This is a genomic window from Dokdonella sp. (assembly GCF_017744955.1).
Lineage (GTDB): Bacteria > Pseudomonadota > Gammaproteobacteria > Xanthomonadales > Rhodanobacteraceae > Dokdonella_A.
On sequence record NZ_JAGIAG010000011.1, the window covers coordinates 65585 to 80148 of the forward strand.

13 protein-coding genes are annotated in these 14564 nt (G+C 68.2%); 7 read left to right on the plus strand and 6 right to left on the minus strand.

The window, feature by feature from the left end; all coding sequences use genetic code 11:
• The first annotated feature begins 75 nt into the window (after positions 1–75).
• Positions 76–447, plus strand: a complete 372-nt coding sequence (locus J7520_RS17145) for a hypothetical protein (protein ID WP_291190938.1) — start codon at positions 76–78, stop codon at positions 445–447.
• Positions 448–455: 8 nt separating this feature from the next.
• Here J7520_RS17145 and J7520_RS17150 read toward each other — a convergent pair whose 3' ends face one another.
• Positions 456–788 carry a Rieske 2Fe-2S domain-containing protein gene (locus tag J7520_RS17150; RefSeq protein ID WP_291190941.1) on the minus strand — a complete coding sequence of 111 codons (333 nt, stop codon included), beginning with the start codon at positions 786–788 and terminating at the stop codon, positions 456–458.
• Between the two features lie 98 nt (positions 789–886).
• Here J7520_RS17150 and J7520_RS17155 point away from each other — a divergent pair, with 98 nt between their 5' ends.
• Positions 887–1165: a hypothetical protein gene (locus J7520_RS17155; RefSeq protein WP_291190944.1), complete on the plus strand. Its 279-nt coding sequence runs from the start codon at positions 887–889 to the stop codon at positions 1163–1165.
• A gap of 294 nt (positions 1166–1459) precedes the next feature.
• Positions 1460–2380 (plus strand): drug/metabolite exporter YedA, encoded by a 921-nt coding sequence (gene yedA / locus J7520_RS17160; protein WP_291190947.1) that lies wholly within the window; start codon positions 1460–1462, stop codon positions 2378–2380.
• 273 nt (positions 2381–2653) lie between these two features.
• Here yedA and J7520_RS17165 read toward each other — a convergent pair whose 3' ends face one another.
• The 4 genes from J7520_RS17165 to J7520_RS17180 all read right to left on the minus strand — a co-directional run bounded on the left by J7520_RS17165 (position 2654) and on the right by J7520_RS17180 (position 7413).
• Positions 2654–3967, minus strand: a complete 1314-nt coding sequence (locus J7520_RS17165; protein WP_291190949.1) for an ABC transporter permease — start codon at positions 3965–3967, stop codon at positions 2654–2656.
• Positions 3968–4045: 78 nt separating this feature from the next.
• The gene (locus J7520_RS17170) at positions 4046–5209 is read right to left on the minus strand and encodes an FtsX-like permease family protein (protein WP_291190952.1); all 1164 of its coding nucleotides are present in this window, start codon (positions 5207–5209) and stop codon (positions 4046–4048) included.
• A gap of 167 nt (positions 5210–5376) precedes the next feature.
• Positions 5377–6066: an ABC transporter ATP-binding protein gene (locus tag J7520_RS17175; RefSeq protein ID WP_291190955.1), complete on the minus strand. Its 690-nt coding sequence runs from the start codon at positions 6064–6066 to the stop codon at positions 5377–5379.
• Between the two features lie 111 nt (positions 6067–6177).
• Positions 6178–7413 carry an efflux RND transporter periplasmic adaptor subunit gene (locus J7520_RS17180; RefSeq protein WP_291190958.1) on the minus strand — a complete coding sequence of 412 codons (1236 nt, stop codon included), beginning with the start codon at positions 7411–7413 and terminating at the stop codon, positions 6178–6180.
• 256 nt (positions 7414–7669) lie between these two features.
• On the opposite strand from J7520_RS17180, the gene J7520_RS17185 reads away from it, so the two are divergent.
• A complete protein-coding gene (locus J7520_RS17185; RefSeq protein ID WP_291190961.1) occupies positions 7670–8098 on the plus strand; it encodes a DUF3052 domain-containing protein in 429 nt (142 codons plus the stop codon).
• A gap of 138 nt (positions 8099–8236) precedes the next feature.
• On the opposite strand, the gene J7520_RS17190 is transcribed toward J7520_RS17185, so the two are convergent.
• A complete protein-coding gene (locus J7520_RS17190) occupies positions 8237–11602 on the minus strand; it encodes an Ig-like domain repeat protein (protein WP_291190964.1) in 3366 nt (1121 codons plus the stop codon).
• A gap of 312 nt (positions 11603–11914) precedes the next feature.
• On the opposite strand from J7520_RS17190, the gene J7520_RS17195 reads away from it, so the two are divergent.
• The 3 genes from J7520_RS17195 to mscL all read left to right on the plus strand — a co-directional run bounded on the left by J7520_RS17195 (position 11915) and on the right by mscL (position 14520).
• Positions 11915–13249: a Fic family protein gene (locus J7520_RS17195; RefSeq protein ID WP_291190967.1), complete on the plus strand. Its 1335-nt coding sequence runs from the start codon at positions 11915–11917 to the stop codon at positions 13247–13249.
• A 111-nt stretch (positions 13250–13360) separates the two neighbouring features.
• Entirely contained in the window at positions 13361–14050 is a 690-nt protein-coding gene (locus J7520_RS17200) for a fumarylacetoacetate hydrolase family protein (RefSeq protein WP_291190970.1), read from the plus strand.
• A gap of 74 nt (positions 14051–14124) precedes the next feature.
• Positions 14125–14520 carry a large-conductance mechanosensitive channel protein MscL gene (mscL, locus tag J7520_RS17205; RefSeq protein WP_291190973.1) on the plus strand — a complete coding sequence of 132 codons (396 nt, stop codon included), beginning with the start codon at positions 14125–14127 and terminating at the stop codon, positions 14518–14520.
• Positions 14521–14564 lie beyond the last annotated feature (44 nt).

A 14564-nucleotide genomic window follows, 5' to 3' on the forward strand; every position in this document is an offset into this window, starting at 1 on the left:
AATCGCGGCAACACGCAACGGAGTACGCTAGCGGCGGAATGGCCCCGCAGGGACGCGATCTGACGGAGAAATCCGATGATCATCCGCTTTGCATCCGCTCTGTTTCTCGCCTCGTTCGCATGCAGCGCGCCGGCTCTGGCCGAAGGCTGCAAGGTCACCGGCACGGTCTACGATTTCGAGGGCCGGCCCCTGCGCGACGCCGTCGTCCGGCTCGTCGATCTCGACACCCGCCAATCGCTGTTCGCGGTCGCCGACGCGCAGGCGGCATTCACCGTGCACGGTGCCGCGCGGCCGGGCACGGAGGGCTATCGCGTCGACGTCCTGAGCGAGCCGACGCGCGTCACCGGCTCGCACATTCCGACGCGTTCGATCCTCGGCATGACCGAGCCGTTCACCTGCGACGCCGGGCAGCTCGCGCGCCAGGACGTGCGCGTGCAGGTCGACTGAGCCGCCGCTCAGCGCAGGACGACGGCGCCGTCGACGACCTCGATCGGCGCCGGCGCCAGGCGGCTGCCGCGGCACGGACCTGCGATGCACTCGCCGCTGTCGACGGCGAAGGTCGCGCCGTGCGCGGCGCAGATCAGGCGGCCGTCGCGGACCAGGAACCGACCCGGGGCGTAGTCGAGATGGCGGCCCTGGTGCGGGCACTCGTTGTGGTACGCGAACGCCTGCTCGCCCTGGCGCAGCAGGATCAGCTCGCAGGCGCCGGCCGGCGCCTCCACGCGGGCGGCAATCGCATCACCGTCGGGAATGTCCTCGAGCCGGCACAGCGGCGGGTTCGCATTCATACTTTCAGCACTTGTCCCGGCGCCGTCCGTTCCCATACTGGACGTTCGGCTCCTCGAAACGGAAGACGGGGCGCGATTTTCGCATACGGAGTACCGGCATGATCCTGTTCCGCACCTTTCGTCCGCGCCATCCGCTCGCGCGGTTCGCGGTGGCCGTGCTCGGCGCGGTCGTGGTGGCGGGATTCATCGCGCTCAGCCTGTTCGCGATCGTCGCGCTGGCGATCGGCGGAGGCGTCTTCCTGCTGCTGAAAGCCCTGCGGGGGACGCCGCGGCCCGCCGCGGCGAAAGCGGCACCGTCGCGCGGCTCCGCTCCCGGAGTCATCGAGGGCGAGTACGTCATCGTGCAGAGCGCGCCGGCACGCGAATCCGCGCGCTGATCGCGCAAGATTCCGATAGTCCGGGTGCCGGCGCGGGCGTAGGCTGCGCGACATGGACGCTCGAACACTCATCGGAAACAGCCTGCGCGATGGGATCCCGCGCCTGACCCGGTATCTGCACGAACGACGAGCCGGCGCCCCGGATCGCAATCCGGCGCGCCAGCGATTCGAACGCAGAATGGCTCCTCGCTGGACGCAGACAGTGGAACTCGCGAGGAACCATCACCGCCCCTATCCTCACACTCGGCCCTCTCTCCGCCCAACGAGCCTTCGGCGCCGCCGCGCCGCATTCCGATGAACGACACTTCGTCTTGCGCCTCCGCCGAGACGGCGCCGCCGTCCGCGCTGCTGACGCCACGCGTGCTGGTGCCGCTGGCGCTGATCGCGCTGTACCTGGTCTGGGGTTCCACCTATCTGGCGATCCGCGTCGCACTGGTCAGCTATCCGCCGTTCCTGATGGCCGGCGTGCGCTTCCTCTGCGCCGGCTTCGCGCTGTACGCGTTCCTGCGCTGGCGCGGCATGGCCGCGCCGACGCGCGCGCAGTGGCTCAACGCCGCCGCCACCGGAACCTTGCTGCTCGGCTTCGGCAACGGCCTGGTCTGCTATGCGGAGCAGAGCGTGAATTCGGGGCTCGCCGCGGTCGCCGTCGCGGCGATGCCGCTGTTCGCGGCCTTGTTCGGCGGCATCTACGGCCATTGGCCGCGGCGCATGGAATGGCTCGGCCTCGGCGTCGGCTTCGCCGGCGTGATCCTGCTCAACTTCGGCGGCGGCATGGCCGGCACGCCGGTCGGCGCGATCGCCTTGATCGTCGCCGCAGCCGCGTGGGCGTTCGGCTCGGTCTGGAGCAAGCGTCGCGACATGCCGCCGGCGGCGATGAACACCGCCGCGCAGATGCTGGCGGGCGGCACGATCCTGTTCGTCGGCGCCCTGCTCGCCGGCGAGCGCCTGCCCGCCGCACCGACCTTGAGCGCGACGCTGGCACTGGTCTATCTCGGCGCCTTCGGCTCGATCATCGGCTTCACCGCGTATCTGTACCTGCTCAACACCGTGCGTCCCGCGCTGGCGACCAGCTACGCCTACGTGAATCCCCCGGTGGCGGTGCTGTTCGGCGCCCTGCTCGGCGGCGAGGCCGTGCACACCTTCGACGTGGTCGCGATGGCGGTGATCCTCGGCGGCGTCGCGTTGATCGCTCTTGCGCGCGAGCGCAAGGCGTAGCGGCCGGAGGGCCGGGAAGCGGTTTCTCGCAGAGCCGCAGAGGACGCCGAGAAGGGCAACAACCCGAGTCTTCATCGCGCTTCCGCGAGAGACTTCTTCCTGAGCCTTCCGAAAACGCCTCTCGCGGAGCCGCAGAAAGCGCCGAGAACAGCAAAAGCAGAATCTTTACCTCTGCGTCTCCGCGTCTCTGCGAGAGCGCTCTTTTTCTCGAGACGAACGTAGCCTGCGAACGAAACCCACCCCGGGACGATATCGTCCCGGGGTGGAAAGCGGCTACAGCTCGCGCAACGCCGTCGTCACCGGCAGGCGCGCCGCGCGCAGCGCGGGATACAGGCCGCCGATGAAGCCGATCGCCAGCGCCCACTTGAGGCCGGTCCACAGCAGCGAGGGCGACACCTTGAAGTCGAACGTGAGCTGGCCGACGCCGGACATCGTCGAGGCGGTGTAGCCGTTGAAGAGCGCCCACGCGATGGCGCCGCCGATCGCGCCGCCGATCAAGGCGAGCAGCATCGTCTCGAGCATGATCGCGATGACCACCGGCAGGCCGCGGAAACCGATCGCGCGCAGCGTGGCGATTTCGCGCGCACGCGTCGCGACCGCGGCGAACATCGTGTTGAGCGCGCCGAACACGGCGCCGATGCCCATGATCGCGCCGACCACGATGCCGATGAAGGTGATCACCTTCGCGATCTGCTCGGACTGCTTGCTGAAGTACTCGATCGTCGTGCTGGTATCCACCTGCAGGCGCGGATCGGAGGCGAGCGACGCCTTGAACGCGTCGAACGCGTCCGCCCCGGTCAGGCGCACGAACACCGAACTCAGGCTGTTGCCGCTGCGGTAGGCCGGACCGATCACGTCGGCGTCGCCCCACAGCTCCGATTCCATCGCGTCCTTCGACTCGAAGATGCCGACGATCTTCCAGGTCTGGTTGCCGAGCTTGATCTCGCGATCGACGTCGATGCCTTCGAACTGGCGCTGCGCGCCCTTGCCGGCGACCAGTTCGCGCAGGCCCGGCTGGAACTTGCGCCCGGCGACGATCTTCGCGTTCGGCCGCAGCTTCCAGGCACCGTCGCCGATGCCGCGCAGCTGCACGCTGCCGAAGTCCTCCTCGACGTTGCCGCCCTTGATCGGCAGGTTCGCCGCGACGACCAGCTCCGCCGAGGTGATCGGCTTGCCCTGCTCGTCCTTGGCGATGCCCGGCGCCTGCTCGATCACCAGCGCGTTGTCCTTCGACAGCACCGAGGCGACCTCGGCCGCCGAGGCGCCGCGCATGACGATCGCGGTGTCCTCGCTGCCGCTGCGGCGCAGGGTTTCGCTGTAGCCCTCGGCCATCGCCAGCATCGCCACCAGCACGGCGACGACGCCGGCGATGCCGATCACGATGACCGCCGACGAACCGAGCCGCTGCGGCAAGGTGGCGACGCCGATGCCGGTCACCGAGGCGGCCTGGCGGCCGCTGCGCGCCAGCAGCATCCACGCCGCCAGCACGACCAGCAGCGCGAGCAGGGCGATCCACGGCAGATTGAGGAACACCGCGACGCCAACCAGGACGGCGAGGAAGGTGATCAGACCGATCAGAAATTTCATGGTGGATTTCCTCCTTGCGATCGTCCTGATCGCAAAAGCCAGAGCGGCCGTCCTGACCGCACTTTTAATTAGGAAGAACTAACGTCCGGCCAGGGCGTCGACAATGTTCAGGCGCATCGCGCGCAGCGCCGGCAGCGCACCGATGACCAGGCCGATCGCCAGCATCAGCGCGATGCCGAGCAGCCAGCTGCTGAGGCCCACCGGCGGCAGGTTCAGCATGCCGTTGCTGTTCGCGGTGATCGCCGGCGCCAGCAGGCTGACCAGGCCGATGCCGATCAGGCCGCCGAGCAGTAGCAACAGGATCGATTCCGCGAGCACCAGGCACAGCACGCTGGTGTTCGAGAAGCCGATCGTCTTCAGCACCGCCAGCTCGGACGTGCGCTCGCGCACCGCCTGCATCATCGTGTTGCCGGTCAGCAGCAGCAGGGTGAAGAACACCGCACCCATGATCGACGTCACGATCAGGCCGATGTCGGCCACGTTCTTCATCCACGACGCCATCGCGGCCTGTTCGGTCTGCGTCTTCGTCTCGTGGTCGGAGTTGGCCGACAGGCCGTCGATCGCCTTGGCCACGCGGTCGGCGTTGGCCGGGTCGGTCACGCGCGTGACGTACCAGCCGACCGTGCCGCGGTTGTACGGCGTGGTCTCGTCGAAGTTCTTCCAGTGCAGGAGGAACATCTGGTCGTACCAGGAGTTCTTCTCGTCCTTGGAGTGGATGATGCCGACCAGATCGAAGTTCCAGTTCTTCGAGCCTTCCTTGTTCGGGAAGATGTTGGACTGCAGCGGGATCTTGTCGCCGACCTTCCAGCCGTACTTCTGCGCCAGCACTGCGCCCACCACCGCGCCGTTCGGCGTGGTGTCGAACGCCTTGCGCTCCTCCGGCGCGATCGAGATCTCCGGATACATGTCGATGTAGTTCGGCGCGACCGCGAAGGAGAAGATCTGGTTGTGCGGATCCTGGTACGCGCCGCCGAACCAGTTCGCGTAGGTGACCATCTCGACGCCGTCGACCGCGCCGATGCGCGCTTCGAGCGACAGCGGCAGGGTCTGGATGAACGACAGGCGCGAGCCGGTCTGCAGGCGCTTGGCGCCGTTCGCCGACTTGCCCACGTCGTCGAAGGAGATGCGCACGGCGTCGAGCAGGCCGAACAAAAGGAAGGCGGCGACGATCGAGACCAGCGTCAGGATCGTGCGCGTCTTGCGCCGGAACAGCGCGGCCCAGATGAGATGCAGGTATTTCATGTGTTACCTCGCTAGCTTTCCCCCTTCTCCCGCTCGCGGGAGAAGGTGCCGAAGGCGGATGAGGGCGCTCCTGGGACGACGCTTCCCGCGTGCGGACCGAAACGCCGTACTCCGATCGCCCTCACCCTGCCCTCTCCCGCGAGCGGGAGAGGGTTTGGTCGTCCGCGCTACGCCGCGACGGATTGTTCGACCAGCGTGCCCTTGTCCAGATGCAGCGTCTGCCGCGCGTACTCGGCCGCCTTCGGATCGTGCGTGACCATGATGATGGTCTTGCCGTGCTCGCGATTGAGCGTCTGCAGCAGGCCGAGCACTTCCTCGGCGGACTGCCGGTCCAGGTCGCCGGTCGGCTCGTCGCAGACCAGCAGCTTCGGATCGGACACGATCGCGCGCGCGATCGCCACGCGCTGCTGCTGGCCGCCGGACAGCTCGGTCGGCTTGTGCGTGGTGCGCTCGGCCAGACCGACCAGCTGCAGCGCGATCGAGGCGTTCTTCTTGCGCTGCGCGGCGGAAAGCTTGGTCAGCAGCAGCGGCAGCTCGACGTTCTTCTGCGCCGTCAGCATCGGCAACAGGTTGTAGAACTGGAAAATGAAACCGACGTGGTTCGAGCGCCACTTCGCCAGCGCGCCCTCGCTCAGGGTGTCGATGCGCTCGCCGCCGACCGACAAGGTGCCCTCGCTCGGCGAGTCCAGCCCGCCGATCAGGTTCAACAGCGTCGTCTTGCCGGAGCCGGACGGCCCCATCAGCGCGAGAAAGTCGCCCTCGGCGATGTCGAGGTTGATGTGGTGCAGCACCTCGACCTTCTGCTTGCCGCGTTCGTAGGTCTTGCTGAGATTGCGGATTTCGACAAGGTTGCCCATCGCTGACTCCTCTTCTTTTAGCTTTCGTGCTTTCCCCGGCTCCGGAGCCTCGGGAGAGCGCCTTTGTGTCTCGACGTTCGAGAAACCTCGATTTCGACAGGCCGCGAAGACTTATTTCGCGCCCTTGATCCGCACCTTGGCGCCGTCGGCCAGTTCGGCCGGCGGCTGCCGCACTACCTGCGCGCCGGCGGCGACGCCTTCGGCCAGGCGCAGGTCGCCGACGCTCTGCCCCGGCGTGACGATCTTGGCGCGCGCGCGGTCGCCTTCGACCGCGAACACGGTGTCCTTGCCGTCGCGCTTGACGATGGCCGAACCCGGTACCAGCGCGCCCTTCGGTGGAGGCGGCGGCGCCGCGCCGGCGGCCCTGGCCTCCTCCATGAACGAGACGCGCACGCCCATGTCCGGCAGGATGCGCGGATCCTTCTGTTCCAGCGCCACGCGCACCTTGACCGTCGCCTTGCCGCGGTCGGCGCTCGGGATGATCGCGATCACGCGGGCCGGGATCTGCCAGTCCGGATAGGCGTCGAGCACGGCCTGCGCCGGCTGCTTGGGCTGCACGCGGTTGATGTAGGACTCGGTCACGTCGACTTCGACCTCGAGCGAATCCATGTCGACGATGGTGCCGACACCGGTGCGCGTGAAGCCGCCGCCGGCCGACAACGGCGAGACGATCTCGCCGACCTGCGCCGCCTTCGCCGTGATCACGCCGGCGAACGGCGCGCGCACGGTGCAGTAGTCGAGCTGCACCTGCGCCGCGCGGACTCCGGCCTCGGCGACCTCGACCTGCTTGCGTTGCGTTTCCAGCTGCGAGACCTGCGTGGCGACCTGCGTGCGCGCGACTTCGACCGACTGCGTCGACACCAGCTTGCGCCCGACCAGATCCTCGGCGCGCGAAAGATCACGACGGCTCTGCGCCAGCTGCGCCTGGTACAGCGCGAGCTGCGCCTGCGCCGCGCGCAGACCCGCCTGCGCCTGCGCCAGCGCGGCCTTCTGCGCGGTGTCCTCGAGCGTGGCCAGCACGTCGCCGGCCTCGACGCGTTCGCCTTCCTCGATCAATACCTGGGTCAGGGTGCCGGTGATCTGCGCCGACACGGTCGCCTGGCGCCGCGCCGTCACGTAGCCGGTCGCCTGCAGCACGGCGGCCGAGCCGCCGGCGCCGGCGGCCGGCGAGGTCGCCGTCGCGACGTCGACTTCGAGCGCTTTCGCGCTGTGCAGCGCCACCCAGGTACCGACACCGATCGCGATCGCCAGCAGCACGGCGGCGGCGATCCAGATCGGCGCGCGCGAGCGCGCGGCCGGTTCGCTGCGATCGATGCGCAGCTGGTGCAGCAGATCCTTGTTTTCCACTCGACTGTCTTCCCCGTGCCGCTGCACTGTTGTGTACAACTTGCAAATTGGCTATTTGTTCGAATCGACGCCGTTTCGTGCGTTCGATCCGTCCGCTCCGGCGGAGCGTCGCCGCGGGCAGGGCACCCGTCCGGCTCGACGGTTGCGTCGGCGGAAGCGTGTCGCCGATCCGCCCTCCCAACCATCAAGTTTGCCATAGACTGATGGAGACGCCGCGGCCCCTCAAGGCGTCGCAGTCATGCCGTGGAGATGACAGATGTCAGCAGGTGCCGACGCCGGCTACTCCGGCAAACCGGCGTGGCAGAAACTCGGCCTCGCGCCGCACATGCGCGTGCGCGTGCTGCACGCGCCCGGCGACTACGCGGCGCTGGTCGGCGCCGACGCCGGTACGATCGCCCCGGTCGGCGCCCGCGCCGCCTACGACCTCGCCCACGTGTTCGCCGTCTCGGCCGCGAAGCTCGCCGCTGACGTCACCGCGTTGTCGAAGACCCTGCCCGCCGCCGGGGTGATCTGGGTGTCGTGGCCGAAGAAGGCGTCGAAGGTGGCGACCGACGTCACCGAGGACACCGTGCGCGCGATCGCGCTGCCGCTCGGCCTGGTCGACGTCAAGGTCTGCGCGATCGACGCGGTGTGGTCGGGACTGAAGCTGGTCTGGCGACGCACGGAACGCGCGACCAAGCGCTGAGGCGTTCTTTCGCGCGCCGTCGATCCGACTGCCTACCCGCCGGCTTCCACGGTCCGCCGGCATGCCGGACGAGCCGCCGGCACGCCGCCTCTCCGACAGGCGGGAGAAGCGGCTTCACGGCGATTCGCCGGCGCCGGACTATTCCTCGATCGGAACCGTCATCGTCACGGGCGCTTCGGCGCCCTCGAGCAGCAGCGTGACGGTGCCGTCCCGCGAAGGCAGCGCCGAGATCGCGAGCACCGCGTCGGCCGGGGCTCGCATCCACGGCGACACGCGTTCGACCTCGTGCGCGCCGCACAGCGACAGCCGCACCAGCGCACTCGCGCCGTCGAGCCGGCCGCGCTGGACCTCGAAGGTCTTCTCGTGGCCAGGCAGCACGAGCACGCGCTCGAAGGGCAAGTCCGTCACGGGCGGCAGCGCGAACGCGTGCACGCCGCTGCCGGAAAGGACCGACCTCGCGTCCACGCTGTCCATTGCGACACTGGAGGCGTACGCCTCGTCGAAACCGTCGCGCATCAGCACGAGCACGCCGCTGTCGGCGACGTGCAGCGGCGCGGGTCCGCCGACGTCGATCGTGAACACCGCGTCGGACTCCGGCGTGTCCGGCAGCACCGGCGCACTGACCAGGAACGTGAGGCTGCGCCCCGGCGGAATCGTCACGACGTCGTGCAACGGACCGGTACCGGCGGCAGTACAGGCCGCTCCGCCGTCGCCGCCGAAGCATTGCCAATGCGCGAGCGCGACGTCGAACGCCGCCGACCAGGTCGCATCGACCGGAACCTGCATCGCCGGACCGGGGCCGTCGTTGCGCAAGGTCACCGCGTAGTCGACGAAACGTCCGTAGCGCACGTAGGCCCGTCCACTCGACAGGCTCGACACCAGCGATGGCCGCTCGAAGACGGCGACCGGCGCCGACGCCTGCGATTCGCGGAAGTTCGCATCACCCGAATACGTCGCGACCAGCGTTCGCGTCCCGGCCGTGAGCGGCGTCAGGGCGCATCCCGTATCGGTATCCAAGGCGTACGTGCAGGACACCTCGCCGTCGCTGATCGTCACGCTGCCGCTCGGCGTGCCCGCGCCGGGCGCGATCACCTCGAGGGTGACGCCGGCGCTGAGCGGATCGCCGATCAGGATCCATGCCGGGGCGGCGATCGTCGTCTCGGTGGCGGCGCGATCGACGACGAGATCGAGCGGATCCGACACCGAGCCGGCGACCAGACTGGCGGCATCGCCTGCGTAGTGCGCGCTGATCGCGTGCACGCCGACCGCCAGGCCGGAGGCGGTGAAGGTCGCCTCGCCGTGCACGATCCCGCCGCTGCCGAGCACGTCGCCGCCGTCGCGGAATTCGACCGTGCCGCTTTCCAGCGCCGCGCCGCCCTGGTCGCCGACCTGCGCCGTGAAGATGACGGACTGGCCGAACACGATCGGCCCCGGCGCCGCGAGCGTCGTCGTGCTGCCGCCGTCGACGATCACCTCGAACGTGGCCGAGATCCGTTCGTCGCCCCTGCTGCGCACGGTGATCGTGCGCGGCCCGGTCGAGCCGAACGTCATCGCCAGGTTCGCGCTGCCGTCGGTGCGCTGGATCTCGCCCGGCATCGTGTCGGACGCATCGCTGCTGGAGAACCGCCATCTCGTCGTGTCGTCGATGTTGGCGTTGACGACCGCGTCGTCGACGCGCAGCACGAACGGATCGGCCGCATCCGCGGGCACCGTGACCGCGACCTGCCCCGCCGGAAGCACGACCCGCGCCGGCCCCGACAGCGACGGCACCGGCAGCGGCAGGTTGGTGAAGTCGATCGCAGCACGCACGTTGTGGCCGGGCATGCTGATGACGCCCTGGAAGGAACCGACCGCGTCGTTGGCACGGCGCACGGCGAGGTAGTAGCCGGGCGCGTCGGCGATGCCGGCCGCCAGCGCCTGATCGTCGGGGTCGGGATCGGTGTCCATGTCCACGCTCGCGCCCATGGACGGCACGTCGACGTGGATCGGCGCGGCGTAGGGAACGTTGCTGTCCGCGTCCAGCGAGCGGATGTCCACGATGATCGGCACGGCGGGATACGGCTGTCCGGCGCGGGCGCGCAACGACAGCGTGGGCGTGTCGCACAGCGCACCGGTGACGGAGGTGCCGATGCAGTACTTGAGCGCGCGCGTGCTGTCGTTGACGTCGAAGGCGTAGAAATTATTGGTCGGCACCGGCGTGATGGCCGAGACGAAGCGCGGCGCGCGCGCCGCTTGCGCGTTGTAGCGTGCCTCGAGCGTGAGCGGCCCCTGCACATTGGTCTTGCCGGCCACGGCGAATTCCTCTTGCGTATCCGTCGCGTAGGCGACGCGCAGCGCATCGACGTAGCTGCTGCTGACCTCGGTCAGCAACGGTTGCGACGGCACCGTGCTCGACAGGAGATTGGTGGCGATCAGCGCGCCCGGCGGCGGCTCGCTCCAGCCGTTGTTCCAGGTGATGACGTGATTGTTGTTGGCGGGATTGAAGAGCTTGCCGCGGCGATACCAGTCGATGCGGGCGGGATCCTGGGCGGAGACCGGTACCGGTGCGTCGACCGAGGTCGTCATCGTCATCTTGTAGGCGCGCGTGCCGATCTGGTTGAGGAAGGCGCGCATGTTGACGCCGCCGGTCGGAAGGCCGCGCGGCTGGGCGATCGCGTAGGCGATCTCCGTCGGCACGCCGTTCATCAGCATCTGCGGATCGCGCGAGAAGTCGCGGTCGGCGAGTGTGGGATCGCTCTGCGAATTCTGCACGCTGGAAGTGATGAATGCGCTGGACGTCATGCCGGCCGCATCCGTGAGCGTGACGAGCAGCTGCGGCTGGTGGTGATGGACGAAGGCATGGCCCATGACCTTCTCCTTGCTGGCGAACCGGAACCGGCCCCACGCGTTCGACTGCGGATCGAGCACCGACTGCACGCGCAGGATGCCTGCATAGCCGTTGCGCAGCCGGTCCTTGACGAGTTCGGTGACGTCGAAGCTGTAGTAGCCGCGCTGCGTGATGCGCAAGGTCTGCGCCGGTGCGTCGGCATCCGTGGCGACCGGCGCGCCGGCCACCGTCTGCGCGCACGAGGGCGGCGTCGCCTCGTCGGCGAAGCAGTCGCCGCCCGGCGCGTAGGCGCCGTCGACGCGGACGTATCCCGCCGCGAGCACGTCGTCGACGAACAGCACCAGGCGCGCGCGAAACACCTTCTCCGGCGTCAGCGCGTAGTTTTCGCTGCCGATCGTCGCCGTGCCGTCCTGGATCACGAGCTTGGACAGCAGGCCGTTCGGCAGCGTGTCGAGCGAGAACTTGAGTTCGGCGTAGGCGTCCTCGCCGACCAGCAGCGATTCCTCGAACGGCCGGCCCTGCCCGGTGCCGGCGACGTCGCGCGAGGTGTCGGCGAGCAGCGGAGCGGGGATCCACACGGGGCCACTGCCGCCGCAACCGGCGAGCATCAGCAGCAGGCACACCAGCGCGAACCACCTCCGCCCGCTCGCGCAAACCCGGCTCGCCATCGTCCACATGTCGGCATTCCCCCGTGCAAAAGCCTCGAAGACATGCGCGATCGCCTGCGGCTTCGCGCTCCTCGTCGCCTCTACGCGCAAACCTGCGGCGCCGAGGATCATCGGCTCGCTCACGGAAGCCGAGCGATCGGTATCGGGAAATTCGGCCAGGCCCGCGCGGCGGCGCGGCACTCCGCGTCCGCGCGATGGCCGTCGGGGCTGCGCCCACCAACAAAGACCTTCAAATTAATATAATTATTTCAATAGCTTGTGATACTCCTACCAATCTCCTACCGATTCCTATATGTTTCGGTAGCAAATCGGTAGAACGCCATGAAGCTGCCCCTGCCCCCTCCGTCCTTGCCGGAATTGTTCCAGCGGCATGGCCGCCACATCGACCGGATCCTCGCCCATCGCCTCGGCGCGGAGCCGAAAGGCGTCTACGAGCACTGGGACCATCTCAGGCACCTGACTCCGCCCGCCGGACTCGATCTCGAGCAATGGTGGCTCGGCATCAAGCTGGCTCGACAGATGCTCGGCAAGGAACTTCCGCTGCGCGACAAGAACGGAGCGCCCTTCACTTTCGCCGCCAGCGACAGCATCCAACGCCGGCTGTTCCTGGTCGCGCGCGATGCGGCGGGTGCGCTACAAGGAACCGATGCGACTCCTTCCGCCCCCATGCGCGAGCGGTACTTGATCCGCTCGCTGATGGAGGAGGCGATGACCTCCTCGCAATTGGAAGGGGCGGCCACCACTACCCAGGTCGCCAAGGAAATGCTGCGCTCGGGCCGCGCTCCGCGCGACTATGGCGAGCGCATGATCGCCAACAACTTCCAGACCATGCGCGAACTCAAGCGCTGGCTGGGGCGGCCATTGACGCCCGACACCGTGTTCGAGATCCATCGCATGCTCACCGACGGCACGCTGACGGATCCCGCTTCAGCGGGCCGCTTTCGCCGCGCGGACGAAGACATCGTCGTGCAAGACGAGACAGGCGCCATCCTGCACGTCCCACCGCCAGCCGCCGAACTTCCGCAGCGGATGCAGGCGCTGTGCGACTTCGCCAATCAGGGTGACGACGGCGAATACTTCATCCACCCCGTCGTGCGCGCCATCGTCATCCACTTCATGATCGGCTACGACCATCCGTTCGTCGACGGCAACGGCCGTACCGCGCGCACGCTGTTCTACTGGTCGATGCTGCGCGCCGGCTTCTGGATGACGGAGTACTTCTCGATCTCGAGCATCCTGCGCAAAGCGCCGTCGCAGTACACGCGCTCCTATCTCTACACCGAATCCGACGACGGCGATGCGAGCTACTTCCTCTCGCATCAACTCGACGTACTGCTGCAAGCCATCGAGGGCGTGCACGCCTACATCGCACGCAAGCAGCGCGCGCAGCACGAAGCGGAAGTCCTGCTGAAACCCGGCAGCCGGCTGGCGCGAATGCTCAACCACCGCCAGCGCGCCGTGCTGCTGAATGCCGTCAAGCATCCGGGCAAACCGTTCACGATCGCCGTGCACCAACGGACCCACGCCATCGCCTACGACACCGCACGCTCCGACCTGCTCGGCCTGGCGAAAGCGAAGCTGATGCGGCAGCACAAGCAGGGCAAGGCTCACGTGTTCGTGGCGAGGCCGGATTTGCCGGCGGAGCTGATGCGCTGAGGAAGTCGCTCCCAAGCGTCACGCCCGCGCGTTGGAACCGTTCGTCCGCACTTCCTCCATCGCGGCGGCAGCGGCGCTATCCTGCGTACTTTTCCAGCACGACGATTGCGCATGAACTACGCGATTCCCGCCCCGGCCACGCCGGTGATTCCCGTCGCCGGCAGCGACGCGTTCTTCCCGGTACGCCGCATCTTCTGCATCGGCCGCAACTACGCCGAACACGCGAAGGAAATGGGGGCGGTCGCCGATCGCGCGCAGCCGATGTTCTTCTGCAAGCCGGCCGACGCGATCGTCGCCGGCGACGACGTCGACGTTCCCTATCCCGTCGCGACGCAGGACCTGCATCACGAGGTCGAGATGGTCGTCGCGCTCGCGCGCGGCGGTTCGGACATCGCGGCCGGACAGGCGCTCGACCACGTGTTCGGCTACGGCGTCGGCCTCGACCTGACGCGCCGCGACCTGCAGGCCGCAGCGAAGGCGAAAGGCCATCCGTGGGACGTGGCGAAGGCGTTCGACCATTCCGCGCCGGTCTCCCGGCTGCATCCGGCCGCCGCGATCGGTCATCCGGCGAGCGCGCGGCTGACCCTGCACGTGAACGACGAGCTGCGGCAGGAAACCGACATCGCCACGATGATCTTCCCGGTCGCCGCGATCGTCCACGAACTGTCCAGGCTGTGGACGCTGGCGCCGGGCGACCTGATCTACACCGGCACGCCGGCCGGCGTCGCCGCGCTGCGGCCGGGCGACCGCTTCGTCGCCCGCCTCGGCGATCTGGCCGCTCTGCAAGGGCGCATTTGTTGACTTTTGCACGCGGCGATTTGTGCGCCGCGCTGCGCTAGGATGCGCGCGTTGCAACCAAGCCCCTGGGAGGAGCCATGAGTCTCGCTTCGGAATTCAAAGCCTTCGTCATGCGCGGCAACGTCCTCGACCTCGCCGTCGGCGTGGTCATCGGCGCGGCCTTCGGCAAGATCGTCACCTCGCTGGTCGACCAGATCATCATGCCGCCGATCGGCCTGCTGATCGGCGGCGTCGATTTCTCCGCCTACAAATGGATCCTCAAGGCGGCCGGCCCCGACGGCAAGGGCGAAGTCGCGATCCAGTTCGGCGCCTTCCTCAACACGATCATCCAGTTCGCGATCGTCGCGCTGGCGATCTTCCTGGTGATCAAGCTGGTCAATCGCCTCGTCAAGAAGCAGGAAGCCGAGCCGGCGCCGCCGGCGGCCGACGTCGTGCTGCTGACCGAGATCCGCGACCTGCTCAAGAAGAACTGAATGTCGGGAAGTGCGGCCACGGACGGCCGCAAGCAGACCTCGGG

Excerpts from the sequence above, each read along its gene's own strand:
- J7520_RS17145 (WP_291190938.1), top strand. The coding sequence starts at position 76 with ATGATCATCCGCTTTGCATCCGCTCTGTTTCTCGCCTCGTTCGCATGC.
- J7520_RS17150 (WP_291190941.1), bottom strand. The coding sequence starts at position 788 with ATGAATGCGAACCCGCCGCTGTGCCGGCTCGAGGACATTCCCGACGGT.
- J7520_RS17155 (WP_291190944.1), top strand. The coding sequence starts at position 887 with ATGATCCTGTTCCGCACCTTTCGTCCGCGCCATCCGCTCGCGCGGTTC.
- yedA (WP_291190947.1), top strand. The coding sequence starts at position 1,460 with ATGAACGACACTTCGTCTTGCGCCTCCGCCGAGACGGCGCCGCCGTCC.
- J7520_RS17165 (WP_291190949.1), bottom strand. The coding sequence starts at position 3,967 with ATGAAATTTCTGATCGGTCTGATCACCTTCCTCGCCGTCCTGGTTGGC.
- J7520_RS17170 (WP_291190952.1), bottom strand. The coding sequence starts at position 5,209 with ATGAAATACCTGCATCTCATCTGGGCCGCGCTGTTCCGGCGCAAGACG.
- J7520_RS17175 (WP_291190955.1), bottom strand. The coding sequence starts at position 6,066 with ATGGGCAACCTTGTCGAAATCCGCAATCTCAGCAAGACCTACGAACGC.
- J7520_RS17185 (WP_291190961.1), top strand. The coding sequence starts at position 7,670 with ATGTCAGCAGGTGCCGACGCCGGCTACTCCGGCAAACCGGCGTGGCAG.
- J7520_RS17190 (WP_291190964.1), bottom strand. The coding sequence starts at position 11,602 with ATGTGGACGATGGCGAGCCGGGTTTGCGCGAGCGGGCGGAGGTGGTTC.
- J7520_RS17195 (WP_291190967.1), top strand. The coding sequence starts at position 11,915 with ATGAAGCTGCCCCTGCCCCCTCCGTCCTTGCCGGAATTGTTCCAGCGG.
- J7520_RS17200 (WP_291190970.1), top strand. The coding sequence starts at position 13,361 with ATGAACTACGCGATTCCCGCCCCGGCCACGCCGGTGATTCCCGTCGCC.
- mscL (WP_291190973.1), top strand. The coding sequence starts at position 14,125 with ATGAGTCTCGCTTCGGAATTCAAAGCCTTCGTCATGCGCGGCAACGTC.